32 protein-coding genes are annotated in these 26,088 nt (G+C 40.8%); 3 read left to right on the forward strand and 29 right to left on the reverse strand.

Going from position 1 to position 26,088, the window contains the following annotated elements:
- Positions 1-73: 73 nt before the first annotated feature.
- The 4 genes from V4U88_RS09985 to V4U88_RS10000 all read right to left on the reverse strand — a co-directional run bounded on the left by V4U88_RS09985 (position 74) and on the right by V4U88_RS10000 (position 2,910).
- Complete coding sequence (locus V4U88_RS09985) at positions 74-937, reverse strand: aminoglycoside phosphotransferase family protein (RefSeq protein ID WP_334073376.1); 864 nt, start codon at positions 935-937, stop codon at positions 74-76.
- Between the two features lie 40 nt (positions 938-977).
- A complete protein-coding gene (locus V4U88_RS09990) occupies positions 978-1,646 on the reverse strand; it encodes a hypothetical protein (protein ID WP_334073113.1) in 669 nt (222 codons plus the stop codon).
- A 277-nt stretch (positions 1,647-1,923) separates the two neighbouring features.
- Positions 1,924-2,400, reverse strand: coding sequence for a DinB family protein (locus V4U88_RS09995; protein ID WP_334073114.1), 477 nt, complete (start codon positions 2,398-2,400; stop codon positions 1,924-1,926).
- Positions 2,401-2,445: 45 nt separating this feature from the next.
- On the reverse strand, positions 2,446-2,910 hold the full coding sequence (locus V4U88_RS10000) for an NUDIX domain-containing protein (RefSeq protein WP_334073115.1): 465 nt from the start codon (positions 2,908-2,910) through the stop codon (positions 2,446-2,448).
- Between the two features lie 501 nt (positions 2,911-3,411).
- On the opposite strand from V4U88_RS10000, the gene V4U88_RS10005 reads away from it, so the two are divergent.
- The gene (locus tag V4U88_RS10005; RefSeq protein ID WP_334073116.1) at positions 3,412-6,387 is read left to right on the forward strand and encodes an S-layer homology domain-containing protein; all 2,976 of its coding nucleotides are present in this window, start codon (positions 3,412-3,414) and stop codon (positions 6,385-6,387) included.
- Between the two features lie 139 nt (positions 6,388-6,526).
- On the opposite strand, the gene V4U88_RS10010 is transcribed toward V4U88_RS10005, so the two are convergent.
- The 16 genes from V4U88_RS10010 to aac(6') form a co-directional block, all read right to left on the reverse strand.
- Positions 6,527-7,327: a class I SAM-dependent methyltransferase gene (locus tag V4U88_RS10010; protein WP_334073117.1), complete on the reverse strand. Its 801-nt coding sequence runs from the start codon at positions 7,325-7,327 to the stop codon at positions 6,527-6,529.
- Between the two features lie 41 nt (positions 7,328-7,368).
- The gene (locus tag V4U88_RS10015; protein WP_334073118.1) at positions 7,369-7,830 is read right to left on the reverse strand and encodes a GNAT family N-acetyltransferase; all 462 of its coding nucleotides are present in this window, start codon (positions 7,828-7,830) and stop codon (positions 7,369-7,371) included.
- A gap of 14 nt (positions 7,831-7,844) precedes the next feature.
- The gene (locus tag V4U88_RS10020; RefSeq protein WP_334073119.1) at positions 7,845-8,978 is read right to left on the reverse strand and encodes a hypothetical protein; all 1,134 of its coding nucleotides are present in this window, start codon (positions 8,976-8,978) and stop codon (positions 7,845-7,847) included.
- A gap of 31 nt (positions 8,979-9,009) precedes the next feature.
- Positions 9,010-9,489 (reverse strand): GNAT family N-acetyltransferase, encoded by a 480-nt coding sequence (locus V4U88_RS10025; protein ID WP_334073120.1) that lies wholly within the window; start codon positions 9,487-9,489, stop codon positions 9,010-9,012.
- A 26-nt stretch (positions 9,490-9,515) separates the two neighbouring features.
- A complete protein-coding gene (locus V4U88_RS10030; RefSeq protein ID WP_334073121.1) occupies positions 9,516-9,938 on the reverse strand; it encodes a DUF6843 domain-containing protein in 423 nt (140 codons plus the stop codon).
- A 16-nt stretch (positions 9,939-9,954) separates the two neighbouring features.
- On the reverse strand, positions 9,955-10,698 hold the full coding sequence (locus tag V4U88_RS10035) for an ATP-grasp domain-containing protein (protein ID WP_334073122.1): 744 nt from the start codon (positions 10,696-10,698) through the stop codon (positions 9,955-9,957).
- Positions 10,695-11,237 (reverse strand): GNAT family N-acetyltransferase, encoded by a 543-nt coding sequence (locus V4U88_RS10040; protein WP_334073123.1) that lies wholly within the window; start codon positions 11,235-11,237, stop codon positions 10,695-10,697. Before V4U88_RS10040 ends, V4U88_RS10035 begins: the two co-directional genes overlap by 4 nt.
- 31 nt (positions 11,238-11,268) lie before the next feature.
- On the reverse strand, positions 11,269-12,009 hold the full coding sequence (locus tag V4U88_RS10045; protein ID WP_334073124.1) for a metallophosphoesterase family protein: 741 nt from the start codon (positions 12,007-12,009) through the stop codon (positions 11,269-11,271).
- A gap of 82 nt (positions 12,010-12,091) precedes the next feature.
- Positions 12,092-12,532, reverse strand: a complete 441-nt coding sequence (locus V4U88_RS10050) for a VOC family protein (protein WP_334073125.1) — start codon at positions 12,530-12,532, stop codon at positions 12,092-12,094.
- 40 nt (positions 12,533-12,572) lie between these two features.
- A complete protein-coding gene (locus V4U88_RS10055; RefSeq protein ID WP_334073126.1) occupies positions 12,573-13,187 on the reverse strand; it encodes a dienelactone hydrolase family protein in 615 nt (204 codons plus the stop codon).
- Between the two features lie 51 nt (positions 13,188-13,238).
- Positions 13,239-13,808 (reverse strand): histidine phosphatase family protein, encoded by a 570-nt coding sequence (locus tag V4U88_RS10060; RefSeq protein ID WP_334073127.1) that lies wholly within the window; start codon positions 13,806-13,808, stop codon positions 13,239-13,241.
- A 51-nt stretch (positions 13,809-13,859) separates the two neighbouring features.
- Positions 13,860-14,393: a hypothetical protein gene (locus V4U88_RS10065; protein ID WP_334073128.1), complete on the reverse strand. Its 534-nt coding sequence runs from the start codon at positions 14,391-14,393 to the stop codon at positions 13,860-13,862.
- A gap of 174 nt (positions 14,394-14,567) precedes the next feature.
- A complete protein-coding gene (locus tag V4U88_RS10070) occupies positions 14,568-15,017 on the reverse strand; it encodes a GNAT family N-acetyltransferase (RefSeq protein WP_334073129.1) in 450 nt (149 codons plus the stop codon).
- Between the two features lie 295 nt (positions 15,018-15,312).
- Positions 15,313-15,651: a hypothetical protein gene (locus V4U88_RS10075; RefSeq protein ID WP_334073130.1), complete on the reverse strand. Its 339-nt coding sequence runs from the start codon at positions 15,649-15,651 to the stop codon at positions 15,313-15,315.
- A 27-nt stretch (positions 15,652-15,678) separates the two neighbouring features.
- Complete coding sequence (locus V4U88_RS10080) at positions 15,679-16,500, reverse strand: GNAT family N-acetyltransferase (protein WP_334073131.1); 822 nt, start codon at positions 16,498-16,500, stop codon at positions 15,679-15,681.
- A 30-nt stretch (positions 16,501-16,530) separates the two neighbouring features.
- Positions 16,531-16,971 carry an aminoglycoside 6'-N-acetyltransferase gene (gene aac(6') / locus V4U88_RS10085; RefSeq protein WP_334073132.1) on the reverse strand — a complete coding sequence of 147 codons (441 nt, stop codon included), beginning with the start codon at positions 16,969-16,971 and terminating at the stop codon, positions 16,531-16,533.
- 584 nt (positions 16,972-17,555) lie between these two features.
- Between aac(6') and V4U88_RS10090 the strand changes: the two genes are divergently transcribed.
- Positions 17,556-17,930 carry a hypothetical protein gene (locus tag V4U88_RS10090; protein ID WP_306433462.1) on the forward strand — a complete coding sequence of 125 codons (375 nt, stop codon included), beginning with the start codon at positions 17,556-17,558 and terminating at the stop codon, positions 17,928-17,930.
- Positions 17,931-18,023: 93 nt separating this feature from the next.
- Here V4U88_RS10090 and V4U88_RS10095 read toward each other — a convergent pair whose 3' ends face one another.
- The 9 genes from V4U88_RS10095 to V4U88_RS10135 form a co-directional block, all read right to left on the reverse strand.
- Positions 18,024-18,533: a DinB family protein gene (locus V4U88_RS10095; protein WP_334073133.1), complete on the reverse strand. Its 510-nt coding sequence runs from the start codon at positions 18,531-18,533 to the stop codon at positions 18,024-18,026.
- Between the two features lie 66 nt (positions 18,534-18,599).
- A complete protein-coding gene (locus tag V4U88_RS10100) occupies positions 18,600-19,004 on the reverse strand; it encodes a GNAT family N-acetyltransferase (RefSeq protein WP_334073377.1) in 405 nt (134 codons plus the stop codon).
- Positions 19,005-19,451: 447 nt separating this feature from the next.
- The gene (locus V4U88_RS10105; protein ID WP_334073134.1) at positions 19,452-20,009 is read right to left on the reverse strand and encodes a DUF4304 domain-containing protein; all 558 of its coding nucleotides are present in this window, start codon (positions 20,007-20,009) and stop codon (positions 19,452-19,454) included.
- 674 nt (positions 20,010-20,683) lie between these two features.
- Positions 20,684-21,208, reverse strand: a complete 525-nt coding sequence (locus V4U88_RS10110; RefSeq protein WP_334073135.1) for a DinB family protein — start codon at positions 21,206-21,208, stop codon at positions 20,684-20,686.
- Between the two features lie 232 nt (positions 21,209-21,440).
- Positions 21,441-22,091 (reverse strand): lysozyme inhibitor LprI family protein, encoded by a 651-nt coding sequence (locus V4U88_RS10115; protein ID WP_334073136.1) that lies wholly within the window; start codon positions 22,089-22,091, stop codon positions 21,441-21,443.
- Positions 22,092-22,286: 195 nt separating this feature from the next.
- Positions 22,287-22,688 (reverse strand): DUF5071 domain-containing protein, encoded by a 402-nt coding sequence (locus V4U88_RS10120; RefSeq protein ID WP_334073137.1) that lies wholly within the window; start codon positions 22,686-22,688, stop codon positions 22,287-22,289.
- A 212-nt stretch (positions 22,689-22,900) separates the two neighbouring features.
- A complete protein-coding gene (locus tag V4U88_RS10125) occupies positions 22,901-23,230 on the reverse strand; it encodes a hypothetical protein (RefSeq protein ID WP_334073138.1) in 330 nt (109 codons plus the stop codon).
- A 385-nt stretch (positions 23,231-23,615) separates the two neighbouring features.
- Positions 23,616-24,545: a hypothetical protein gene (locus V4U88_RS10130; protein ID WP_334073139.1), complete on the reverse strand. Its 930-nt coding sequence runs from the start codon at positions 24,543-24,545 to the stop codon at positions 23,616-23,618.
- 12 nt (positions 24,546-24,557) lie between these two features.
- Positions 24,558-25,286, reverse strand: coding sequence for a hypothetical protein (locus V4U88_RS10135; RefSeq protein WP_334073140.1), 729 nt, complete (start codon positions 25,284-25,286; stop codon positions 24,558-24,560).
- A gap of 455 nt (positions 25,287-25,741) precedes the next feature.
- Between V4U88_RS10135 and V4U88_RS10140 the strand changes: the two genes are divergently transcribed.
- Positions 25,742-25,825 (forward strand): putative holin-like toxin, encoded by an 84-nt coding sequence (locus tag V4U88_RS10140; RefSeq protein ID WP_220687457.1) that lies wholly within the window; start codon positions 25,742-25,744, stop codon positions 25,823-25,825.
- Positions 25,826-26,088 lie beyond the last annotated feature (263 nt).

Raw genomic sequence — 26,088 nt, forward strand, 5'->3', positions numbered from 1 at the left:
TGCGAAAGCTCCTGAAATAAGTGGGGGAGATCATCTTTTGGATATCCACCCCGGTCCGGGGTCATAGCTGCCTCTACTTTCCGTTCAAAGTTAGCCCCTCATCTAACCATGGATTGTTCCGGATGATTTCATTCACGCGTTTTAAAATGGACGATTCTTGGGACAAATCGGACATCCGGCTTAACAAAATCCAGCGCAAACACGCTACAGCTTCAAAAATTTCAGCATCCTCCGAGGAAAAATCAGGGGTAGATGCCCTGAATTCAGAAGCATACATCCGGCCGTACCGTTCACCGGCGTAAACCCGCATTAAAAAAACAGACCAAGCTATGTCATATCTAATGTCGCCCAACTGTCCATTTGTCCAATCGATGACCGTTAACTTGTCCTGATGCTCCAAAATATTCCCTAAATTATAATCACCGTGGATGAAGCGATCCTGCCGAAGTTCTATCCGGTCCAGCAGCCTAACTAAAGAATTTTTCAGATCCTGATGTTGCTCCAGCCGAGGAAAAAAGTAAGCCACAAAATCGTGCTTCGGAATAGACGTTATATCCCTACTTACGTGATAGTTATGGACTTGGACCAACATATGTACGATTTTTTTCAATTTACTTTTGTCCAACTTGGAAATAGGCACCCCGTCGTAGCTGGTCAGCAATACGGGATTTTGATTCACATCCGTTCCCCAACCGTACGGTTTGGAAACGCGGATTCCCTTGTTATACAGTTCGAATAGAAGGTGATACTGCTTTCCGACATTCGGTTTCGAATCCTTGTTCCATATCTTGAGAACATATGCGCCATGTTCGGTTTCTACCTTGACGACTTCAGCTTCAAGTCCCGGATTTAGAGAAAACAGCTCGTGACGATTTTTTATATGGGTAATTGCCTCCTGGTCACCTTCGACCCATTGAATCTCGGGAATTTGAGTAATGGTGTTCTCCCGCCTTTCACAAAAATGAACTTAAAATTACTCATAGCTCTAATTCTTCAATTTTTTGATTCAACGTATTTACTCTATACATCTGTACGACATTACCGGATTCATCTTTTCTATTCACCACCTCGACTTCAGGGCCGGCGTCTAATTCTTCATTCCATTCCGCACCGCTATTAATCTCTAGATTATTTACATCCTTCAAATGCAAATAATTCCTAAGAAGTTCAAGGGGATCGAATCGTTTTAAGCCCTTATATGGATCCCTAACCAATATTCTTTCTTTATGATATATTTCACTCATTTCATCACTTGCTTGCTCCAAGTCTAATCGAATATGTATTTCATCTTTTAAAAAAGTAAGGGTTCCCCTACCTTTTCCGACGGAATCATCAAATATAAAACTAGCTTTATTCCCCTCCAACTGAAAATCACTCGTTGAATCCGTTAGTCTGTACGGATTATATAGGAATATACTGATACTCCCTAGATCTCCATTATTTTGACTCACATCTATCTCCGCGCTATTTAAACAATCACTGCATGTGAATTGATTAAAATCCTTGTCTGTCCATGATCCCTCATAATTTTGCAGATCTATTTTTGAGGGTTCTATAGGCTCAACTGTATTTGCGTTGTTTGGATTGGCATTGCATGCAACCAACAAGATCAGCAAAACCCATCCGCAAATGAATTTGTATTTCATCCGAATCACGACTTCTTTCCCGAGTAATTTTACAGTGCTCTGTTAATCCGACAAATTCCGTTCATTTTCTCCTTTAACGACTTAATCCATCATTCAGCGCTTCTTTTGATCAACTCCTGTAGCCATTACAGTTCCTTCTTTGTCTTAAAAGGTCGTCACGACTTTTTCCGAACTTGATTGTATTTCTTCGGGACCATTCACACCATAAGGGGAAACATGTGAAAATAAAAGCGCCAGCAAAAAAAATAAAATAATATTCAATTTCATGGACTTACTCTCACTTTCTAAGGTAGTCCTTCAAGGGTTTCATATGATGCCGATCATGCCAAATAAAATCCCTCAAGTATTGTGGAATATGAAAGACATTACCGTCCCCGTCCGTATAATTTTGTTCCACCACCTCTTCCGGCAGCGCTTCAATCGTTTCTATGATTTTTTTACGATAATCTATGGCTTCTTCCACCAATGCGTCTGTCGTTATCGCTTTACTGTAAACCACAGCTTCCCGGTTGAATTCATCATAGTTCAAATGCTTGAGCGTCAGTTCCTGGTGCGTGGCAATCTTGTGAATGGCTTCTTCATAAAAGTACTTATCCCATAACATCATGTGACTAACAATCTCTTTGATCGTCCATTTTCCGGGTTTCATGCTAGAGTTCCATGTGTTCTCATCCAGTTGTTTTAAGGTGCTTACGAACGCGATCCATTCTACAAAAGACTTGATTAATTTTTGGTTTTTCACAGACATTGACATTTTTTCACCCATCCTTAATTTTTTTGAGATCTATCCATTTGTGACTCATTCATCCTCAAACGTACTACCGAAAAACGGCCCCGCCACACCCTTGACGTAGTTTTCAATCATGTTTCTCACCGGCACGGGGAGCAGGTTGTGTTTTTCCATTTCATCTAAGGGAATCCAATAAAACTCCAAGTGGTCCTCTTGGGATGTTGGATTAGTTCCAGGATCCGGGTGGTCCAAACGGGTAACAAAAACATGACCGATCTCTTGGTGGTACACTCCCTTATCTTCATATGCGGCCTCCGCCGCCCCGATATAAGCACCGACCTCACACGCCAGACCTAGCTCTTCATGAATCTCTCGTTGCAATGACGTTCGTATACTTTCATGAAATTCCACATGACCGCCCGGTAAAAACGTGTTATCCATGCCTTTACAATGAGCAACCAGGAGGTGATGATCCGCCAAAATGGCACCTCGAGCCAATACGTGGTATTTCTGTGGTTGAGCTTGCTTTTGCACGTAAAAACCTCCCTTTCTTATACTACAGCCGGGTCTTCCTTGCTATTACGAGCCACAAACGTAATTCATTATGAATGGACTGCATTCCTGTATTCATACAAAAACCCAGCCCTAAATCAAAAGGAGGCTGGGTCACTGAATGTTTTTCTCCCATGATTATACAGGCAAACTCCCTCGTTAGGCTAGCCCTAACGATTACAATGCCATTTTGGCAGCTTTAAAGCTAAATCAATTTAGGGTTTTCCCTAATTACCAATGAAAACCATTGTAAATTGATAGGAAATTATGGCTTTAAAATGGTACGTTTCTCAAGCCATTTTTTTGCTGGTTTTATTCAATCCCAGGGGGATTATTCCGATAATTCAAGTATATACAGTTTGGTGTTTATTGTAATGGGGATGAAAACTTTTTGAAAAAAGACCGATTTTCAAGGTTGACACGGAGGTGCAGACGAAAGTGACCACGATGATGTCTCACAGAGGAGGTTGATGATCTGAAATAATGAAGTGTGAAAATAAAATAAAACGAATTCGTCGTTACGTGGCTGGTTTACTGGTTGTTTGGTTGTTCTGTATACATAGTGTTCCCGCTTTTGCAAACAGAGCCTTTAACGATATAGAACATTCCTATGCGGCCGATGCGATTGAGGCCATGGCTGCTCAAGGTTATGTAACTGGTTATGGGGATGGGAGCTTTCGGCCTTTGCGTTTTATTTCGCGGCAGGAATGCGCAAGCATTTTCGCCAAAGCCTTAAAGCGAACATCTAATAACAAAGGTCTAATTTCTTTTCGTGATGTGTCAACATGGGCTCTCCCTTATGTACAGATCTTGCAGGAAGAGAGCATTACTAAGGGAATCGGTGACCAATTATTCGGTGCCAAGTACAATTTGACGCGCCAGGATATGGCCGTTTGGTATGCCAGGTATTTCGGAGTTTCTGAAGATACCCCATCCGCTGGGATCTCCAGCTTTGTGGATCGGTCCGATGTATCGGACTATGCCCAAACGAGCGTGTGGCTGGTGGAGCAATTAGAGCTGATTGAGGGGGATACGAATCATTATTTCCACCCCAAACAATTTGTGAACCGGCAAGATGCTGTGCTAATTGCTTATCGAGTCTGGCTTGGCGGGGACGATCTGAGCGAACGCGCCCAGCGCTTACTGGAGTCATTAGGAAAAGGAGCTGCGACGGAGAATCAGCCGACCAGCCCAACGGAACCGAAGAAGGCAGCGGTCGATCTGGCGCCGGAAATTAGCAGCCAGCGTGCGAATTTGGAAACCAAGGGACCTAGAAGCCATAGTCCTAGACCTGATCCACCGGCAGGTCCAGTTACACCAACTGAGCCGGTAACACCAACTGAGCCGGTAACACCAACAGAACCGGTAACACCAACAGAACCGAAGCCGGAGCAACCGGAGATTCCACCAGCGTCTGACCCTAAACCACCAGTGACACCACCAGTGACACCACCGGTAACGCCACCAGCGACAAGACCAACTCCGCCAAAACCACCGGTGCTTCCAGTGGATGATTCTGTGGGTTTTGTAGCGGATAAGGTCATCATCAAGGCGCCGGATCTGGTAAATCAACCGGAAACGTATCCTTCGTATCAGTTATCCTTTCAGCTCTACAATGAAGGGCGGCCGGTAATCATTCCTGCTGCCAGCGTCACAAGTGTAACTTATGCATTTAGGGATGAATTAGGTGTTTTTGATGAACAAGGGAAAATCGCCCATGCCGAAAATATACCGACGGCTGACAGCTTCATTCCTGTAGGGGTAAAAGTCACCATTGCCAAGCCTTATCAGGTACTTACAGCACAGACCAAGCTGATCGTAAAAGGGAAGACTCCTCCAGCAGAGGAACCGAGTGTAATCAGGTCCGTGTACTTGGCTACGAATAACATTCCGCAGTCTACTACTCTAGACCCTGCATCCTGGAGTATGCCCTATGTATTTCAGAATGCAAAAGGAGAGGTAATACCTTCAGGTTTGTTACCGTCAGACTTGAAGCTTCGGATCGAGGATTCCAAGGGAATATTTGATGAGGATGGGCACATAGCCAACCTGCACCTGATTCCTACGGTGAACTCTGTCATACCATTCAAGATCGAAGTTGAATCGCCATCCCAGGGAATTCACTTCATCTCCGATGCCGAATTGACGGTAGTACCGGGAGAACGCAAAAAGCAATATTTTGCTGTCTCACTAATGCTGCAGGGGCAAGATCCGGGCAGTACGACCACGGTGGAACAAATCGAACAGGCTCGTCAAATGCTGATGGACCACTTTGGCCCTAACATAAAAGTAACTTGGGCCATGGAGAATAGATTTGTTTTCGTAGAAACGAATCGCCCGCAGCTTAAAAAGGTTTTGGAATACGTCGACCAGTATGGGGATGAAGTCGGTATTTTGGACGGGTATCCGAATAACCTGTATGAGCTCCCTTTATGGGAATTGCGGATGAACGAGTGGTTGTATATGTATCGTTATAATGCGCTCACTGAGCTGCACCAATCCGGTACGATGAGATCACCTTCGGTGTTTGAAAGCATGGATACAGACCAATATCGGAAGTATCTGCCTAAATCATTGACCAGCTTTACGGTGAATCCCGAGCAAACCCAATGGCTCAAAGATCACTTTAAGATCACTTCCGCGATGGGGTGGTCGGCTACACAATATAATGTGAACGGCATGTATGGTGAGGGTTCACCGTTGATGCCTTACTGGTCCAATAAAGACAATCCGATGGTACCTGCGCAGAGAGTTTCGGATAATAGCGGCACCGTATTCATGAATTCGATTACGATTGATCCGATTGGATCGCGCTATACCAAAGATTCCTCACGCTGGACTCTCCATCCGGGTGACCCTTATGTATATGAAACGGATGCGGCACCACAACTGTATATAGCACAACAATATTTGGATAATCCGTTTCAACGTATCAATACGGTAAATTATATGTCCATTATTTTGGACATTAACTGGCTTGCCGGCAATCATAACATGTCTGAAATCTGGGAGAACTTTGTGAACCACTTCCCTGTAGACCGCGAGGTCGAGGTTGTAGGCGTGGACGGACTGAAACAGGTTTATGAATCATTGGCCGGATCGAATAATGATCATGCGGAATTTACGCTCATGTTCAGAGGCTCCGGCTTTAAGACAGCTATGGACTCCAATAATTCACCGGCCAATCTGCGCTATTTGTGGACAGAAAACGCCGCACAGCGGATTATTTTATCCAAAGAGGATGGAGACGAGGCATGGTCCGTTATTGATTTCACCGACTATACTCGTAGTCCGGTTCCAAAGACACCTTACAACCTGAACAAGAACACGGATGTAAGCTACATCACCGGAAGGAACTTCAAGCTAAGTCCTACGGCTCCGTTAACCGCAGAGGAAACTCAGCGCATAAAGGATCGTTTGAAGGAGATTTACTTCGCCGAGGAAGTGAATTATCAGTAAAAGTCCTAAGCGGAGAACGTTTGAGGAACTGAGGTTTAAAGAAAAAGAACCGAGAGCATATCGCTTTTGGTTCTTTTTTTAGGCTGCTCGATTGTGAAAATACTCTATAAGGGGTTTCCCGGTCATCTATTGGAGACTACTAATCCACTTTCCGGCCCACAAAGAGCCCGTGATTGCTCATTCCCAGGATGGAGGGCTCCGAACAAGTTCGTAAATGGTACGCCACCCATTGTTTAAATTCTTCTTCACTTAAAGCGTTCACCATATCCCGCAAGTATTGGCTCACCCCATCGGTGGCTACATTTGCGATTTTGCCTATATTTCGTTGGGTTAACAGTTGTTCAATTTCGCTCGGCGAGTGAAAATAAGCATCCGTCCAAAAGCCTGGAACTTCGTGAGAAAAAATCCTGCCGTCATTCAATATTTTACTCACCCAGGGTTCTTCTAAGTATTTTCTGTCTTTTTGGATCAAATGGGGGAGAATAAAGAATTTATTGACATACGCTACGGCAAGAATCCCCCCTGGTTTTAAAACCCTAATGCATTCACGAATACACCGTTCTTGATCCCCCAGGTCGGTTAGATGATAAATAGGCCCTAAGCACAAGACAACATCAAAACGCCCGCTTTTGAAACGGGAAAGGTCCCTCGCGTCGATCACCTTAGTCCGGACATGATTCATTCCTAATTCATCCGCCTTGGCCTTTATCATCTGGACATGTCTAGGCGTAATGTCGGTGGAGACCACGGGATTCCCTTTTTCTGCGTAATAAAAAGAATATATTCCCGTCCCCGCTCCAAGATCCAAAATTTCATCATCAATCGAGATATGCTGATCCAGCACATGGGTGGTGGTGATAAATTCAAGTCTTCTGGAATAGTCCGTTGTGAGCCTGGACGATTCGTCATATTGGTTATAGTAACGAATGATTGCCTCCATGGTTTATTCTCCCCTTGGTTTGCGTCTATGAGAGTTTCTCCTCACAACAACATTTCAAATTCAATTTCATGCTTTATCGGAATCCCGTCTTCACTTGTGAAGGGAATCGACGGTTTAAGCTTTCTCGCCGCTTCCACCGCATTTCTGTGTAGGGCCTTCATTTCAAATCTGCGCCTTTGATAAAACCGAATCGCCCTCAAATTCTCATTGGTTGTGACTAACCATACTCTTCCGCAGTTTGCTGTCCGGGCATGGTCAATGACACGTTGGACCAGTGCGGAGCCTACGCCCAGGTTCTCTTTCCGGCTTTCAAGGGAAACGATCTCACATGCATGATTTTCAATGAGATAAAATACCGTCCCTAGAGTCCCTTCGTCCGTTAAAGCCGCAAACCCGGGGAGCTTATTTAAATCATGCATTCTGCCGCAAGTTGCAACAAAACCGCTATCAACAACGGCGGATTCATGCATGGCTTTCATTTCGTCGATATCTGTAATTAGCATGAGTTGAGTTCCCCCTAAACATAAAACTGGTCAAAATATATGGAGAAAACCCGATATATTTCTTTAAAACGAGATACTTCCAGCTCATAATGTCCTGTAAACTCGATATTCGTATGCTCGCCTTCGTAACAAATAATCCTGTGAGCATATCCATCATTCCACAAACTCTGATAAGTCAGCTTGGCCGAGACTTCCCTGCTCAGAGTTACAAACCAATGCCGGACCGATTCGGATTGGGAAAACAACTGATCTGTCTTCCACTTTTTTGGAATAAATCGTACCGCGACCCTATCTTCTTCGCCGCCAAGTTCTTCTTCCGAATAATCGATCCTCTCGATTTTCACTTTGTAATCCGGCTCTATATACTTATAGACGATTTCTTTGTTGAAGTATGGAATACCGCCTTGAGATATACCATACTCTTGCTCGCCATGCCCTTTTTCCAGATACCTCATAAGCGCCGAGTCCAGATCAAACTTTAAAACAACCTGACCGTTGTCAAAATGCCCATGCCTCTCAATATAGCTTCGCAATTGTTCGAGACCGGCTTTCCTCAAGATCAAAGTATACTCTTCTTCAAACTTGTAATTCGTCTCATAAGAATCGAGGATGTCCGGTAAATTTTTAGAGAATTCATCCATAGCCCCAAGAAAATTTTTTTGACTTACCTCAAACAGGCCATCCCCTTTAAACGCTAAAAAGGCTTCCGAACCCTTCAAAAAGACGATCCTGCGCCCTTCCGATTCCAGATCCAAATAAGTCATCTTGGCGTCTACCCTTCTGCTCAGCGCCACAAACCAGTTTCTGACGGACACGGAGTCACCAAATAACCGGCTCATATCGGATGTGACCGCCGTAAATCTCACCACGAGCTCCTCGTCATTTGCCTGAGGAATCCGTTCATCATAATCAATGCCGCCGATCCTGGCCTGGTTGTCCGGCAGCAGATACTTTTGAATTTCCGCTTTATCATAGTGCGGTTTCCAATCATATCCCCCTTCCAAATACTTCAGAACATGGGAGTCCATTTCGAAATAAGCACTGAAACTATCTGATAGATCAACCTCTCCATGCTCTTTTACGAAATGAAATAATTCATCTCTTTTATCTTTCTTGATCACAAGTACATAACTGTAGTCGAGCCCCATCTACATGGCCTCTCCTTTCTGGCGGCAAATCTCAGGCTATTCTTAAACTCATGACGATTTGTTCTCCGATCGGCCCTATTCTTCTTTCCCCCGTGTCCACAAATCCCACTTTCAAATACAGCTGTTGAGCCGGAATATTTTTGTGATTGACCACCAAGACGACTTCATCACAACGCTCAAATTCTTTTCTCACAAAAAGAGGCAACTCAAGCATTCCTTTTCTCGCATAACCCTTGCGCTGCTGTTGTGAATTTATGGATAAAGCCGTTAATAGCATAGCGTTTGGATTGGTGGTATAGTCTTTAACCCGGTCCGTGGCATGGAGCAGAAAAAATCCCACAGCCACCCCTTCATCTAATATAACGATGGGATACTGACTTTCCGTTACGTTGAGCACTTCACTTGGCAGCGCCGTAAATTGCCGTTGTTCCTCAGGAAGCTCAAATTTGTTCAACTCAGCTACATGTTTTTCCGCCAAATGAACCAATTTAATGTCGTCTAGTTTTTCCATGCTTGCTCTCCTTAATCAAAAATATCTTAACTTCTGTTCGACCCATGAAGCATAAAATCTTCACCGCAAAGCGAATTCGTTACTTCAATTTCCGTATGATGGGTTTCTACTCCTCCGACACTGGTTCCGCCGGTTCCCCTAATGTTCACACAAGTCGGGTCGATGGCCGTCCGGTTGCTTTTTTCATCCACATAAAAATACTGATCGATAACCTCTCCGTAATCATACATAGGGTTCGATGTCTCGTATTTCCCGCTTGAATCTACGGGTATAACGTCGTATTTCCCCTCCCTTTCGAGGAGTGGAGCTTCCTTTATATTATAAGTGACCCTAATAATCCCCTCGTAACCTTGCGGTATAAGGTAGAGGTCATAAGTTCCTCGTTGGTATGGGGAAGCACAGCCGACCGTAAAGGCTAAACACAAAATAGTAAGGAGCATTTGCTTCATACGCCAGGTCCTTTCACTAAAGAGTTCTAAGATAATCCGTTGTCCCCGTTAATTCGGACCATCTGGCCGAGAGAAATTTTGCATAGTTTAAAGGGCTGATCCCGTAAGTCCCCAAAGAATGACCGTCGTTGATCTCCACCAACTTCATTTCGCCATTGGGGTCAACTCCGAAATCCATTCCGTAGGCGGCTGGTGCATCGATAAAATCACGGATTGCATTCTCGACAACCCCGAGATCTATTTTAGAATCCCAGGCACCTTTATAGTAGCGGACATCAAGGATCTGACCGTATCGGATAAAACAACGCCATTCCGTTTTAAAATGCACCACTTCGGAGCACCAAACCGTCGTCCGTTCATCCCCGTCATTCAATCCTATAAAATCCCGATACTCTTTCACAACTCGCCCGGCAAACTGTTTGGTCGTGTCTTTAGGTTTAATAAATACATTCCAGTCCTGTGGTTTCTGGATAAGTTCCTGAAGGGTGGTGGCCCAAATTTTTCTGCCGAAATAGCGTGACAAGGAAGGCGGATAATCGATTTCGCCCTGTTTTCTTTCAAACCCCAAAATTTCAAGGCGCTTTCTCACGTTTCCGATCCCGCCAACCAGGATATGTTCAGGATCAAACTCCATGATCTCCTGTACGTCATGGAATTTAACGGTTTCCCAACCCAAGGAAGTAAAACCTTCATTCGCGATAAACGCGTTTACGTTGTAAAAATTTCCGTTCTTATCGGTCTGAATATAAGCTCTCATCATTGATACTCATCCTTTAAAAGACCATGATAAACAAGATCCTCAAAATGATCCCACTTTTTAACATGGTGTCTTAATTTCCCTTCATATTTCATGCCTAATTTGGTCATTACTTTTCCCGAGGCGGGATTTTTCCCTAAATGAAGTGCAAATATGCGGTTTAACTGCATATCTCTAAATCCGTAATCAATGATTCCTCTGGCCGCTTCAGTACAGTAACCATGATTTCTATACTTGCTTCCAATCCAATATCCAAGCTCTGCATGCTCAAACTTTCTGTTAATTCCTAAACTAATAGCGCCGATTAAATAACCGTCATCCTTATGTACGATAGCCAATTCAAGTGCCCGATCTTCATTAAAATGGTTAGCATGCGTTTCAATCCATTGTTCCGCCATCCCATCCTCATACGGATGAGGAATCGTTAACGTCATTTCAGCAACAGATTTGTCACCTGCCAAGGCTTGAACTTCTTTGGCATCATCTAAACAAAAAGGTCTTAATATTAGTCGTTCCAGTTGTATGGTTGGCAATTTTTTCATTTACGTCCCCCCATAAAAGTCGTATTTTTTCTCACGTTACTCTTCCCGTCCTGATCGCAACAGCGTAATCCATTCGTCCGTTTGACTCGGCCATCGAGCCGGCTTGCTCCCAATCATACTGAACCATAACATGCTCTATATTCCATACGCTCATCTCCGTCTGATAGGCAATGACATAATCCGCATAAGGGGACAGCGACTCCATTTTATGCGGAAATGGCAATTCCTCCTCATAGGCGGGCAACCCCACACTGCCCGGATTGACGATGAGCTTGCCATCGGGCAAATATATGGATTTGGGGACATGGCTATGGCCGCAAAAAATATATTTTTGCGAAATGGAGCCAAGTTCTTTCATGAGTAATTCAGGCTTCTTGTAACTAACCCCATCTTCATCTATGGTCTCTAATAAGTATCGATCGTTTGCATAAGGAGTTCCGTGACAAAAGAACAGGTCCTTATATACCCATGTATCTTTAAACGTTCTTATCCATTCCTCAATCTTGCGCCCCAGTAAAGGTTTAACATATTGGAAAGTAGCTGAATCCATCTCTTTTTCCAGTAAAGCCGCGTCACAGTTTCCCATGATATGAACCATATTAGCGTGCTCCATTAACCTTTTGGCTGTACCCAATGGGTCAATGGGACCGAACAGACTATCCCCCAAATTTACGATCCGTTGAATGTTTCGCGTGGATATATCTTTTAATACCGCCTCTAATGCAAAACGGTTACTATGTATATCCGAGATAATAGCAATGGCATCCTGCATAATCTCTCTCCCCTTTTAAAAAAAGCCAAGCGCTGCAACGCTCGGCATGTACGACCCGGCTCTCCGACCTGATAATTTACTCTTACTCTACAAAATCTTCTTTAAATTCGTCCACGGGATCCCAGATGGACCAAGCCGCTTCTAACAGATTACCTTCAAGATCTCTGAAATAAAAGTACTTGGCTTCTCCATTACCCAGCGTATGTAGATCCTCCACCGTTACGCCTCGGTCCTTCAATAATTGATACGTGTATTCAATATTGGGACAGTTCATGGCCATGACGGGAAATGGTTTTCCGTTTCTTGTGATTTCCATGGTTTGCTTGTCTTGTGTTTCAATGAGCAATAAAGCTATGGAGTTCTGATGCGGGTGGTGTAATACGGCAACAAATGTCCCGCGGTCTTGAAACTTATTCATCAGTTTAAAATCCAAATTCTCCGTATACCAATGAATGGATTCATCGATTTGCGTGGTGGGAATATAGACGTAACCTATTCTTGAAAAAGCAAACTCCTGTTTCATATGACAGGCCTCCCTTGTTTATTGATTTCATTTTCTTCGGCTACCCTGACAAGATGGTTGTATCGATCTCTTCGAGTTGCTTCAGGAATTTTAAGCATTGATTCATGCATTCCATATAGTCTTTACGGCTATAGGCTCTGAAAAACGGATTCATAAAACCATGTTCGGCATGTATGGCTGTTACATGGATATTCTTCTTGTTCTTCAGTTTGTCGATGAGCTCCGGAACATGAAACGATCTTTCCGATTCCGGAAAAAATAATAAGGTCGGACATCCCGGTTCCATCTCAACATAGTCCCGAATTCTGGATCCATAGAACCCAATCACGCCGTCAATCTCAAACTCGCTGCATATCCATGCCGTCGTAGCTCCGACGCTAAAGCCTATAATGTAAATTTTCTCATAGTTCATTCGGTTTGCCGCTACAATTTGCTTTACTTCATCCTTCGGTCCGTTAAATCCGACTTCGTTAATAAAGTAGTGATAGGCTTCCTCTTCCTGATCGTAAGAAAAAGGATCCCTATGTAATAGATTTGGAGTAATGACATCATAACCTTCTTGCGTCATGACATCTTTCATGAAATCCATATGATTGTTAGCACCATAGATCTCGTGGAGAAGAATTACTAAAGATTTTGCTTGACCGGTTTTCATTCGCTTTTCACGTCTTTCTCTATGATATTCATCATAACATTCTCGCTATCCTCATTTCCATAATCTCTCAACCTCTATTAACTCATCATCCTTAAATTCCATCCTGTAAACATCCGGTTTTGAAGTTCTCATTAAAAAATCAAAATCATAGCTGCTATCAAAGTGTTCCATGATCAAAGTCATCACGGCCCCATGAGTCCCTATCGCAATGCGCTGACCGCGATTTTTCGTTAAAATCTCCTTGAGGACAGCTACTGCACGTGTTTGACATCCGAAAGCGGACTCTCCACCAGGCGAGAGTGCTGCCCGATTTGAAAACATCTTACTTACCAGAGGGTACAGTTCACCGTCTGACATGATCTTGTCATCGCTCGAGAACGTTAACTCTCTAAGGTCTTCATGAAGTTGCATTTCCTTTCCTGCCGTCCGCGCCAATTCTTCGAGAGTCATTATTGCTCTGGAGTACGGACTTGAGAAAAAAATATCGATTCCTTCTTGCTTCAACAATTCTGTAATTCGCTTTGCATCCGTCTTCCCTTTCTCGGTTAACCCCCGAGTCCGCTCATTACCCTCAGCTTTTGGCGATTCGCCATGTCTTACCATATAAATGATTGTATTCATGTATTACGTCCCTTCCTCTCCGACTCGGCTGATTTACTTGTTCTGCATCACTTACATATATCTTTGAATAATTTGTTCATCCCATATTTGCACTTCTATGTATCTTTCCGGTCCCTTGGCTCCATCATAGTTCCAATCTTGTGGTAAGCCAAATTGATCAATAACTTTAATAATTTCATCTTTAGTATACACTTGTTTTCTGTATGGTTTTTCATCGGGATATCGCATAGTTGGGAATAAATCACCGTATGTAAAACTCATTGATTCCTTAGCGATTTCATTCCAATCTATTGTGATGATCCCCGGTTCCAAATACCATGTCTGAAGCCAACTACAAGCTCCCAGAGTCATATAGTGAGGAAAAGTATTGACTGGCTTCCCGCCTTTACTAATAAATAGGTCTCTCGCTGTTCTTTCCAATTCTCTTCTGATCATCAAATATTCATCATTTCTTCGACTGGCAAATACCTTACCCTCATTCTTAATTTGATTAGATACTTTTGTTGCATCATCCATTGATAACTTTGACAAGTTCTTGAATGGACCGATTTCTTTTTCAAAATAATGATACAAATAATAAGCCATGAATACCGTCCTATTCATAGTCAGTTAAAAAACTTATGAAATTGATGGTAAAAGCAAAGAGGATACTAACAACATTCAATTTTATGAATTTCTTCAATATGGAACACTCCCCCGATTAGGGATGAGCCCAGCCATAGATCACTCGTATCTAGGCTGAGCCGCTTGGTGTCTAGCTTACTCTGTTCTCACATAGCTGTATTTTGCAATCATTTCTCCCCACGGAGCCAATCCATCTTCTATGAATCCGGCTTTCGAATACAATCTTCTTGCTCGCTCGTTCTCAGGTTTATACCCTAAAACCAGTACCTCCGTGCGATCCGCGCGGTTTCTGATCTCTTCAATGATGCTGCAAACAGCCTGGTACCCGTACCCTTGACCTTGAAAACGCCGATCGATCATAAAACGATAGATCCAATAATTATGATCATCCGGATCTATTCCATATAGAGCATACCCAATCATCGTCTCCTGCTTAAATATGGCCACACTCGAAAATCCCTGCAAAAACTGGGCTTCAGCAATAGAATATACATTCGGCGCAATAAGGGATTGTTGTTCTTCTGCCGGCTCCAGCTCAGCACATTCTTCCCAATTATCTTTATCAATTCTTTCTAATCTAATCATAGGAACCCTCCGATTCGTGGAGAGACCTGTTTTCAAGCTCTCCACCTAAAATTTAGCCTTCACCGACAAGCCGATTTTCAAAATACTAGGGTTACTTCTCATACCACATCACACCTTTCAAGAAATTTAAACATTAGCTTTCCAACGGAACCTCCGCAGAGCATGTTATATCGGGGCCTGGGTTGCGGTTGCTCCGTTTCCTACAATATCAGAACTTTACCGATAGTCTAAGGCTTCAATCGTTTTTAAATGATCTTTACCATCAAGCACCTTGTAGAGTTGGTGGCCCGACCCCTTAAAAATAACCATGTACTCCATATCCTACTTCAAAGCCGATGTTTTTATCTTTCAAATATATCCTTACTGCATATTCCCGATCCGCGGAAATGTCTCTCACCTTTTTCAACTCAATATCCGACTGTTCGGCTAGCATCTGATCGATGCTTCTCGTATCCTTAGTGATCGTTTCTTTATCGTCCGAATATCTTCTAAAAGTAACTTTAACTATATTAGTTAGGCTGATCTCGTCCATAACTTCTTTTCTCATGGATGTGTAGGTTGCTTTGTTCGAGATATACACGATGCCTATAATCACAACTATGAAGGAAAGAGCAAGCGCCACCACTTTTTTCAAGCTTGCACCACATCTTTTCTATTATTCTTATTGTTCAACTACTTCAATTTCAAAACCTCTGCATTTGTAGCGCTGTACCTGTTCAAAGCCTAATCGACAGGCCAGTTTTTTTGATGCTTCATTATCGAGCGAACAGTCCCAATACGGAGTATACCCACTGTCACGTATATCTTTTACTAATCGATATCCCAAATAGGTTCCCACTCCCTTGTTCTGATATCGAGATACCGTTTCAATACCAATGGCATGAGTTTGATTAGTCACAAAACTGGAGTAACACACTCCAATGACTTCTGATTCGTCTAGAGCAGCATACCCATATCCCTTTTTCTTAAATTCTTCTTTGGAGGACCAAAACAAATCGATATGGCTATTTATAAGTTCTACATTTCTTATACTTCCGTTATTCCACTCATCAGTTTTTAGATTGATGATTTGGTATGTGCCCGTATTTTCAATCGTTTCTAAGGGTTCCTTCCGCATTTCTAAAACCAATTGCTCGAACTGATAAAGTTTTCTGGAAGCAAACATGCTTTCAAAATCCCACTTCTCGTGATGGCCCGAGATTTCAAAATGGGTTAAGGAAACCGCCTTCATCCTGGGCTCAATATACTCAGCTATAAAACCATCTAGAGATTGGTTAAAGTAATCATTTCTGTAATCCCCGATAAGATAAAATCCTTGAATCCCCTGGCTCCAAACTAATGCACTCCTTGGATTCAATAATTGATCCACGTATATGGCACCCGGATTATTCCGTTCAATTATGGATAGAACCTCAGGATGCTGAAAACCGTCATTTGGTAATTTTTCAATCGTATAATAATATTTCGGCGCTAAAGCCTGCATGGGAATCCCTCCTTACATCGCAAGCTAAAATCAATTTATATCCTTGATAAAAGCGACGATTCTTCCCGCTTCTTTAAATCCTATCTTCTTATGAAATTTCTGACTTATAACATTATCCAACTGCGTATCCGAGGCGATTTGATGGCAACCGAGCGACTTCGACCATTGCTCTCCGGCTTCAACTAATTTCTTGGAGATGCCTCTGTTTCTGTAGTTCTCTTCAACATAGATTCCTTCAACATATCCGACGGGACTCGAATTGGAGCCCTCGACGTAATCGACTCTTAGTGACATATGAATAAATCCCACAAAACCACCTTCAACAGTTGCTAAATAAAGGATGTCTCTCTTCGAATCCAATAGCTCTTCAAATTCGGCTCTTAAATGCTCCTGTTCGTTGTCTGGCCAAAGTTTCAACGCTAGCTCCGTTAATTCATTTAAGTTGGATGGATCCGCTTTTACAATCTTCATCAGAAACACCTCTCTTATTTAGTCTTATGGATTTGAGGTAATTCATTACTATTAAATCGCCAAACCGACTGCCGAGGTCCCTGCGGATCTGTGCTCTATAGCCGCCTATTTCTTTTTTCCTCCAAATGGATATCCAATGCTTCGATCGCTCGAATCAATAATTTAATCAGCAAATATAAGCAATATAGCCCAAGAAGAATAAACAATCCGTAGACAATAAACAGAAACATCGGTATGAATGAGAACACTCGGAACAACTCCTCATAGCAAAATGGCTTGCTTACACACTTAAATTCACATGGTCATGACGTCACCACGGATTAGGTGGAGGTTGGCAGGCTTCCCTCCTGCCCTTGATAATTTGCTGTGAAATCATTACCTCATTTTTAAGATGTAATGCTGAAGTCAGCAGCTTAAGCCATACCACCTCTACTCTATTTTAGGGGATGGATGAAGGTTTTTCCATTTTTTAAAAATCACGTACCCCAGATTAGCAAAATCAAGCTATTCCCCTGCTCTATGTGTCTACACCATTCTCAAAAACTGCAATACACTATATCAACCTTAAAAAAGGAGTGATATAGTTGGCAAACAGTGATGTACGCCTTGCACTTTGGTCAGGTACTAATTTTTCTGGTCGTCGGATCCTCTTCAGACGCGGTGGAGTTGCGGTTCGTGATCTTGGAGCGTTTCGGTTCAACAATGCGCTTTCGAGCTTCCGACTCAGAAATGTTGTGCAAAGCACTCAAGTAACACTGGTACTGTTTTCGGGAACTAACTTTCAGGGATCCTTCCGGGTTTTCCGTGGCAGTCAAAATGTGGCTAACTTGGGTAATTTGAATTTCAACAACGTTACATCATCGCTAATTCTGGTAGGCCGCAATCTAACTAACAGCGAAATATCCCGAATCCAAAGCACTGGAAGACCACCTCGTGACATCCTGATTATAAGACAATAGTACTACAATGTTAGTTTACTAAACCAGCGGCAGTCTGGGGCTTGTTTTATCGCCCAGGCTGCCTCTTCACACGCCTATTAGCTTTTACGTTGTTTAATCATACTGCCATACAAGCTGTCCCTTCCTTATTTTTGCTATGTATATTATTTGCCCTGTGTGATAATGAATTTCTCTAACCATGGCTATCATTAGGTTAAGAGCGGATGTCTCATTATTGAATTGACTATAGGTAAGAGGCGGACGATTGAGAAATGGTTGAGACAATAACAATTCCGGGTTTCTATTGAGGTGTTCGAGATATTGAATAATTACATCGAATGCTTCCTTCATCAGGTTATAAGCTTGCTCTTTAGTCATTATTAGTCCGTGTTCAAATTCCTTTTCCCTGTCCCTTGTATCGGGCATATTAAAAAAGATTGTTTCGATTCGTGAGTGAACGCAACCTCGAATATGAGCAATTAGATTCGCAATACTGTTGCTTTCCGAGTTCGGAGACCAGGAGATATCTTCCTCTGACAGTTGTTCAATTGCTTGAAGAGTCCATTTCCTTTCAGACTTAAATTTAACCAACATACTTTCAATAACTTCATAAGCTACGTCCATTAGTAAACCTCCATTTATTATTTGTTATCAGACGTTAGTTCTTCCATGTAAACTACAGTAACCTTCTTAGAGATTTTTTGTAAGCACTATTTCAAGGGGTTGGGTCTCCAGTATTAGACATCCAGCATCACGATAACCAATTTTCCTATAAAAATGCTGTGCTCCTTCATCAGATTGCGTTGACGTCATTACTAACTCAAATCCTTTTTGACGCATAAGTTCCTCCCAATACAATACAATTTTTTTACCGATACCTTGTCCCCTATATTCTTCTTCAATCCATAGCATATTCATAAAAGGAGTGTTATCCCAGAAATATCCGTATCTCATCCATCCAATTTCATGCTCTCCATCTTTAAGTATAAAAATTTCCTTTTCATTAATCTTTGTACTTACAAGTGTCTTAGGAACATGTTTATCTCTTTCAACTATGTACTTATAATCTTTTTCTGTTGCTAATTCTATCTTCATTGTAATCTCCTTTAAACTGTTCTTCATAAATTTATCTTTATATTTTCTCCGTGCTGATTTCTGATAACGTGCCTTGATAAATCACCGTAAGAGATTTCATTGATAACTTTGATAAGTTTTTGAATGGACCAATTTCTTTCTCGCAATAATGATACAAGTAATAAGTCATGAGTACCGTCCTTTAAAATTAGTTACACATAACATTCTTGCATTGGTGTTAACCGATCTTGCTGTTTTCTTTAAATTACTAAAAATAGATCTTTACATCTATGTAATCATGTATCCCGGTTCCATGTCTGGCTAGTCCTTTATTTAACAGCTCTTGGCAAGCCTTGCATATCTATCTCTTTTACCGATCTTTGAAGTTCCTCCATCTTTTTTAGGCTTGCATATTGATTCCCAATAATCCCTGCAAACCCAATAATCAGTCGATAATCAACATTAAGGTCATCTCTCCGAGTTTCCTTTCCACGTACTTTTTTCGTCACTCGTTCCCTTCTTGGTTTCATCCTTAATCCCCAAAAGCATTTTTGATAAGGTTACCTTCCCCTGATCTTCTTCACCCGCTTGAAACTTAAAGTACTCATTCTTAAATCTATGAATCGGCGAATCTTTTTCATTTTCGTTTAGTAATCTCATGGGATCCATCCAATAATCAAACCATGCAAAACCTTCCCTTAGGATAAATTCCATCATTTCTTCAACACATTTCAGTACAGAATCTTCAGTCCTTCCATAAGACAAGCTGTACTTTTTACGGAAACTGTCACTATCAATACCGTTTAATGCAACTGCTTCAAAGTCATCACAAAAAAATCTCGCACCAATATGCACTCTAAATGATGGGCCGGAAGTAAACTTGTGAATATGAATAAATTCGATTCGGTCACTTTTCACCCTGGTATAAAAAGTAGGTTTACTCCTCTTGAAACCATAAGGTTTTAGTTTTTTTGCCAAATCGCTCCTTATCCGGTTTGAATATTTTTTCTCAAGAAGTTTATCCATTTGGTACGGTTCATCTCCTTTGCTTATACCGACTATCCGTACTCTTTTCTCAAAAAATGGCTGATGCGGCACTAGTGCCTTCTAGTTACTACCCAATCCACTAACCACATGATTTGAATAAGGAAGTGGATAGCAGGTAAAAAAACGCCCAATTCTATTTGATAATCCGGGAAAATTGAAAACCCACCTGGTGAGGTCGGTTGATATTTTGCCCAGACAATAAAAAGGCAACCTGGGACAATACTTGTAATAAGCCAAATCCATCTTTTCCTTCTATTAGTTGATCTATAAGCCAAAGTAGAATTAGACACTAATAGCAATAAGGGGACGGTATAAAAAAAAACAGCACGGTTTCGGATGTGAAATCCTCAACTCGGATCCCCAAAAATAAAATAAAAATAAAATGTGCAAAAATAACAGTCAAAATGCTAATGAAAGCTTTCAAATATTTTGGCCCCTTTACTTATTAGTAACTCTTAACTATGGCCCGAACAGGGGGACTTATCGTTTCTGGCAAACCATCAAGATCAAAAAAACGAATATCTTTGCATTCGACCGCGGTTGGGTAAATGGATGTATCGCCCGAATCCGCTTCCATGAGTTATCTTCTGGCAACCGAGGGGCGTATGCCCCGATGCGTGAACACATTGTTAGGTGAGGTTCATATCTACTGGTTACACTTTCAATCTTTTTCTAATCGTTCTGATTTGTCCTCTATGATTGATCTCATCTTCAAACACGTGAAACCACATAAAATAATGGTTAGCTTTATTCCACCAGAATTTCTCCTCTATATATAACCAATCATCGTTAACTGTTTTGAATAATTCAAGCGTCTTATTTCTTACAACATCTAATTTATTGAGATAATATGCTAAATCATTACCTTTAATTTTTTCTTGACCTTCCTTCCCCAAATTCAGAGCAGGACCCCATATTGAGAGTTCTTCTTCGTTCAATTCCCGTTTTTCAAATGTAGAGACCTGGTAAGCATATTCAACCGCTGCAAAGTGCAATAATAATGCTCCAATAGAGTTACTTTGGGAATCAAGCAAAAAATCAAGCTGTTCTTGTGAAAGATTCTTTACAGCATCTAGTGTTGTAAATCTAGCATAGTTCATCATTGATAATAAACGACTGATTTGAGGGGTATAACCGGGAATATCTGTTATAAGCAATATGTTCTCCATGTTTAGCATTTGTTGTTCCTCCAATTTCTTATTTGAACTTCACTTAACGTTCTTTGTATTTCACGAAACGACCCAGCCTTAGATAGCTCTTATCTTAGGCTGGGTCGTTAGTTGTCTGAGCTTCTTCCATGATTATACATCTGATAATCGAGGGGCGATAGCCCCGATGCGTGAACACAGTGTTATGCGCCGTTACTGTCTTCGAAGCATCACCTAAAAACCTTTGATCAAGATTCCAGCTCTATTTTTTACTTTGGTATAAAAACTCAACTTCACCATCTAGCAAATAGCGATATTCAAATAATTGCATGGTTCTTTCCCTAATTCTCTCCTTTATAACCTTCCCTAGGCTTACCGATCCTTGTGTTCCTAGGTAACCATTATCAATAAATGTCTTCTCTACAAATTTTGTTTCCTTTAAGTGATACTGTAACCATTCTTTCTGTGATTCAATTAGTGCTTCCCTTGGTTCTCTATCCAACTTTGAAAGAAGCTTTTTATATATTTGATTCAACTCTTTATCCCAAATCTCTGTATATTTGCTTTCCAACGCTCCCCATCCCAATGTTGTAACCTCATCGGAGTTTTGTAATGCATTAAATTCCACTTCATAATCATGATCTATAGGATTTCGAAGCATTTCATCATAAAATTCTCCAGTCAAATCATAGTTCCCAACGCTTATGGATAACACTTCATTGTTAGAAGGATCTGATCGACCTTCAGTTATTTCTTTCGATTCTGTTCCATTACCTGTACTCACTACATCAGGAGGCAGTTCAGAATTCATTATTGATTTAGTTTCGCTGTTCAAGGTAGTCGATTGACTAATATTTTGACAAGATGACAACACTATCGTAATAAAAAATAATAAGAGTATCTTACCTTTCATAAATTCTCTCCTTAAAATCTTTAAAATTTTTGCCGGTAATGGCTCATAACGTTGTTGTATTCACGAACCTCACTGGCTTAAGAGGCTCTAGCCCCAGGTCCGATGGACTTAGCCAGTGCAGGGTTCTCTGCTGATTCCGCTTCTCCGAAAATCCTTTTGCAGACCAAGGGACCGTTAGGTCTCGCCGTGTAAATTTTATTTCTTTAATATTTCTTGAGCGGTTATATGTACTTCTTCAAGTTCTTCTCCTTTTGTTGGTCTATATGCAATTCGCTCAAGATCTTCTTTTAAGTTTTCTCTTAGTTCCGTAGGTAAGTCCTTTACAATATATCTCAAACACCATTCTTTCCAAATATCATCGTCACCCGCAAGAACATTTCGGATAAATGGAATCGTTTCTACGGGAACTGTTAATAGTAATTTAGATACATCCATAGCTATTGGCCAGTTTATATCCTGCAGCCACTCGATTAATTTTGGTATTAGTTTTATCAGGTCTTCTTTATCTATATATTTTAAAACATCTACTCTCTCAAAGTCATGTTTATCTCTAGGTAATAAATTGTAGAGATCACTCATGTTTTCAGATCCTTTCATTTATTGCAATCATTTCTGATAACGTTCTTGAATTCACGAACCCTCACTGGCTTAAGTGAGCGATAGCGAACGGGTCGTCAGACTTAGCCAGTGCAGGGTTGTCCGGATGCTTCCGCTTCCTTGAAATCCCCCTGCCGGACCGAAGGCGTATGCCCGAAGCGTGAATTTGGTGTTAGGCGATGCCGCTCAGAAATAACCCTCAATTAGTGTCATTAGATCTTTGTAGTGAACTCTTGAATATATTTTTTTCGTTCTTCTCTATATCTTTCTGTGTAATTGCCTTCTTTAAATTCATTTATTACGCTTCTCCAAAAGGATATTGCCGTAATATTTTCTTCCATCTGAGACGCCTTATACATGTTAAATGCCATTATTGCTGCTTTACGACCTACACCTGCTCTTCTATACTTCTGTAAAATCATAAAATCGTATATTACATGTGTTGGATCGGGATCAATATCCATATTCTCAAATAGAACTACCAAAAAACCTAATTGAACCTTCCACTTCAATAAAGAAAGGGTTCCACCTACCGTCACCATCCCAATAAAAATCTAAGTTAATTTCATACTTTCCATTCCTATTTACATCTCGATTTGTGTATTTACTAAAATCATATTCATAAAATTGATACAGATTAGTTAATGTGTCTTTATTCTCCGGCTTAACCGGAACAAGTTTTAGTTCCATATTGGCTCCTTTTGGTTTCGCTCTTCGCTGTTTCGCCTAACGTTTCCGCATCTGCGACGCGACCCGGCCTCAGATAGCTCTTATCTTAGGCCGGGTCGTTTGTTGTCTGAATATTCTTCTATGCATTTAACTTCTGACAACCAAGGGGCGAATGCCCCGCAGCGTAGATGCATTGTTAAGTGATGTTACTGCCATCTTGAATACACTGAATAAAAAAACTTTGGATAGTTATCACCCTTAATTTGTAGGAGTAAAGTTATCAATATTATGTTGAGCTACTATCCTTTCAGCCTCTTTGATTCCGCTAGACAATAGTTTGTGAAATGCCCTTTTCTTTTCTGTTTTTTTATCAAACATAGTGCCACCTTTATCAAATGAATACTGAACCTGTCTTTCAGTTGCAGGAAGCCTAAACTTATTTTTAAAAACTGCTACTATATCATCATATGAGAAATATTCAATTCCCTTCTCTCTTGAGTATATCAACATTACAACCAATAACTGATCGATAAACTTTTCTAAAGAAGAAACATCACAATACTTCTCCAAGTTAAGTTCATCCAAAGATATATTTAGTAAACTAGATTCCGAAGCAACCTTCCGGCTCTTTGGTGATTTCTTTACAGGGGTTGTGGCTTCTGAAGGAGTATAATCTTGACACCATTCAATTCCAGAGGTTAATACATAGAATGATTTAAGGCCATCCTTCTTTTCTTTTGATTCACCAAGATATCCTTTAGTTATATTTTTGTTGATAGCATCGCTTATATTTTTTGGTTTTGAAATTCTTGCTTCAGTATATTTAGCCTCAATATCTTTAACTGTAAAAGGACTGATGTCTTCTATTTGATCTAAAAAATAAGCAACACCCAACACTCTTTCCACTTCTTTGCTAAATGATTTAATTTTTAAAAAGGTGGCTATTGAATCATAGGAATTAATATTATTGTTCGACGAGATATTAGTCAAAGCAGGAGTACCAGATGCTTCTGTAATATCTTGTACCACCTCTAATATTTGGGGGCCAGTTGAAACAACAGGAGAAACAGCATTTATGGCAGTTGGCAATAAGCTAAAAAATTGCTCTCTTTCTCTTTCAATTAGTTCACTATCTCCTTCTACTTCAAATTCAATAGTGCCTAATTTAATGCGTAATTTATTTGTCAAGCTTATCTCCTCCTAGTGAATTAATCCTGCAATATAAAATAATTCTTCAAGACAGACACGGTAAGTTTGTTTTATGTCATCAATATCGCTTTTTCGCGTATTAAAATGTATTTTATGTGCGGCAAAATTCCCTAAATCTCTAATTGAATCGTATTCTTTACGTGACCTTGATATATTTAAAGTTCTATTCTGTATAGCGTTTGCTACAATTCTTTCAAGCATTACATAATCACCGTGTCCATCCTTAATTTGATCTTGGATTCCTTTACTTTCATACGCGAGAATTAAAGAAACTTCAAAAACTCGCCGCATAAGTACAGCGCAAGCATCATAACAATTATTCTTATAGCTGCTATTAATTTGCTTAATGAGTTTATCTATAAATCCTCGCTTTCCCAAAAACAAAGCTTCATCAAGTATTTCACTCGAAGATATAACTTCTTCGATATTATTAAATATAGGCCCAATTTCATCTTGTAGTTTTTGCTTAATGGTAGGTGTTATCATATACTCAGTTCCTTTGCCAATCTTTTTGAAATCTTTTGATTTAGAAAGGTAACTTTTGATTCGTGATACATTCGAGATAGGATGACCAATTTCTTTTAGCATTTGAACAATGTTATCAAGGGCGAAGGAAGTAGTCTTCTCAGTAATATTCAAAAAAAAGGCAAGTAATTGTACTTTCTCCAATTCTGTTTTTTCTGCTAGATTTACAGTCATTATATATTTGTTAAGATTCATAATACTCTCCCTAATTTATATCTTGGGTACAATGTAATTTATTAACTCTTACACACCATTATACTTCATTTATATAACATATATAGATCCATTATTATTGAGGTGACTTATTGGAATTTTATTTGCAGTAATTTCACTTAACGTTCCGCATCTATGACGCGACCCGGCCTTAGATAACTCTTATCTTAGGCCGGGTCGTGTGTTGTCTGAATCTATGTCTGTGAGTTTGCTTCTGACAACCAAGGGGCGAATGCCCCGCAGCAATAGATGCATTGTTAAGTGATGTTACTGCCTTCTCTGTGTTTACATTCTCATATACGGTTTTGTTTCCTATGTATTCTAGATAATTATAGTATATTAATGGTATTTGATCATGTCTTATATGTTATAATTTTCTAGTACAATATACGGCTATAAGGGCGGTCGGCTAATCTCCCAGAAGGGAGGTGATGCCCATGGAGGTCAAAGATGCACTTTCCTTAATGTTCATGTTCGGCATGTTCATTCTGGCATTGCTTACCTACATGAAAAAGAAGTAGACCGCCCTGCCTAAGGAAACGGTCTATTCTGCGACCTGACTAGTGTGGCCGACTGCTCTTTATGCAGTTATTGTACTTTGGAGCCGTGTTAGCGCACGGCTCCTTACTTATTCTTACCTCAGTATAACTCATTTTATAACGCTTTTATAGGTTTTGTTGATTATTTTTATTTATATAAGGTCTGTAATGTTGTCTGCAGTAATTTCACTTAACGTTCTTTTATTCACGAAACGCCCCAGCCTTAGATAGCTTTTATCTTAGGC

Origin of the sequence: Paenibacillus sp. A14 (assembly GCF_036864815.1) — a bacterium.
GTDB classification, from domain to species: domain Bacteria; phylum Bacillota; class Bacilli; order Paenibacillales; family Paenibacillaceae; genus Fontibacillus; species Fontibacillus sanfengchensis.

What these genes read in the sequence shown, in the direction of transcription:
- V4U88_RS09990 (WP_334073113.1), bottom strand. Translation starts at nt 1,646, where the DNA reads ATGAAATACAAATTCATTTGCGGATGGGTTTTGCTGATCTTGTTGGTT.
- V4U88_RS09995 (WP_334073114.1), bottom strand. Translation starts at nt 2,400, where the DNA reads ATGTCAATGTCTGTGAAAAACCAAAAATTAATCAAGTCTTTTGTAGAA.
- V4U88_RS10005 (WP_334073116.1), top strand. Translation starts at nt 3,412, where the DNA reads ATGAAGTGTGAAAATAAAATAAAACGAATTCGTCGTTACGTGGCTGGT.
- V4U88_RS10010 (WP_334073117.1), bottom strand. Translation starts at nt 7,327, where the DNA reads ATGGAGGCAATCATTCGTTACTATAACCAATATGACGAATCGTCCAGG.
- V4U88_RS10015 (WP_334073118.1), bottom strand. Translation starts at nt 7,830, where the DNA reads ATGCTAATTACAGATATCGACGAAATGAAAGCCATGCATGAATCCGCC.
- V4U88_RS10020 (WP_334073119.1), bottom strand. Translation starts at nt 8,978, where the DNA reads ATGGGGCTCGACTACAGTTATGTACTTGTGATCAAGAAAGATAAAAGA.
- V4U88_RS10025 (WP_334073120.1), bottom strand. Translation starts at nt 9,489, where the DNA reads ATGGAAAAACTAGACGACATTAAATTGGTTCATTTGGCGGAAAAACAT.
- V4U88_RS10030 (WP_334073121.1), bottom strand. Translation starts at nt 9,938, where the DNA reads ATGAAGCAAATGCTCCTTACTATTTTGTGTTTAGCCTTTACGGTCGGC.
- V4U88_RS10035 (WP_334073122.1), bottom strand. Translation starts at nt 10,698, where the DNA reads ATGATGAGAGCTTATATTCAGACCGATAAGAACGGAAATTTTTACAAC.
- V4U88_RS10040 (WP_334073123.1), bottom strand. Translation starts at nt 11,237, where the DNA reads ATGAAAAAATTGCCAACCATACAACTGGAACGACTAATATTAAGACCT.
- V4U88_RS10045 (WP_334073124.1), bottom strand. Translation starts at nt 12,009, where the DNA reads ATGCAGGATGCCATTGCTATTATCTCGGATATACATAGTAACCGTTTT.
- V4U88_RS10050 (WP_334073125.1), bottom strand. Translation starts at nt 12,532, where the DNA reads ATGAAACAGGAGTTTGCTTTTTCAAGAATAGGTTACGTCTATATTCCC.
- V4U88_RS10055 (WP_334073126.1), bottom strand. Translation starts at nt 13,187, where the DNA reads ATGAAAACCGGTCAAGCAAAATCTTTAGTAATTCTTCTCCACGAGATC.
- V4U88_RS10060 (WP_334073127.1), bottom strand. Translation starts at nt 13,808, where the DNA reads ATGAATACAATCATTTATATGGTAAGACATGGCGAATCGCCAAAAGCT.
- V4U88_RS10065 (WP_334073128.1), bottom strand. Translation starts at nt 14,393, where the DNA reads ATGGCTTATTATTTGTATCATTATTTTGAAAAAGAAATCGGTCCATTC.
- V4U88_RS10070 (WP_334073129.1), bottom strand. Translation starts at nt 15,017, where the DNA reads ATGATTAGATTAGAAAGAATTGATAAAGATAATTGGGAAGAATGTGCT.
- V4U88_RS10080 (WP_334073131.1), bottom strand. Translation starts at nt 16,500, where the DNA reads ATGCAGGCTTTAGCGCCGAAATATTATTATACGATTGAAAAATTACCA.
- V4U88_RS10095 (WP_334073133.1), bottom strand. Translation starts at nt 18,533, where the DNA reads ATGGACGTAGCTTATGAAGTTATTGAAAGTATGTTGGTTAAATTTAAG.
- V4U88_RS10100 (WP_334073377.1), bottom strand. Translation starts at nt 19,004, where the DNA reads ATGAAGATAGAATTAGCAACAGAAAAAGATTATAAGTACATAGTTGAA.
- V4U88_RS10105 (WP_334073134.1), bottom strand. Translation starts at nt 20,009, where the DNA reads ATGGATAAACTTCTTGAGAAAAAATATTCAAACCGGATAAGGAGCGAT.
- V4U88_RS10110 (WP_334073135.1), bottom strand. Translation starts at nt 21,208, where the DNA reads ATGCTAAACATGGAGAACATATTGCTTATAACAGATATTCCCGGTTAT.
- V4U88_RS10115 (WP_334073136.1), bottom strand. Translation starts at nt 22,091, where the DNA reads ATGAAAGGTAAGATACTCTTATTATTTTTTATTACGATAGTGTTGTCA.
- V4U88_RS10120 (WP_334073137.1), bottom strand. Translation starts at nt 22,688, where the DNA reads ATGAAAGGATCTGAAAACATGAGTGATCTCTACAATTTATTACCTAGA.
- V4U88_RS10125 (WP_334073138.1), bottom strand. Translation starts at nt 23,230, where the DNA reads ATGGTGACGGTAGGTGGAACCCTTTCTTTATTGAAGTGGAAGGTTCAA.
- V4U88_RS10135 (WP_334073140.1), bottom strand. Translation starts at nt 25,286, where the DNA reads ATGAATCTTAACAAATATATAATGACTGTAAATCTAGCAGAAAAAACA.
- V4U88_RS10140 (WP_220687457.1), top strand. Translation starts at nt 25,742, where the DNA reads ATGGAGGTCAAAGATGCACTTTCCTTAATGTTCATGTTCGGCATGTTC.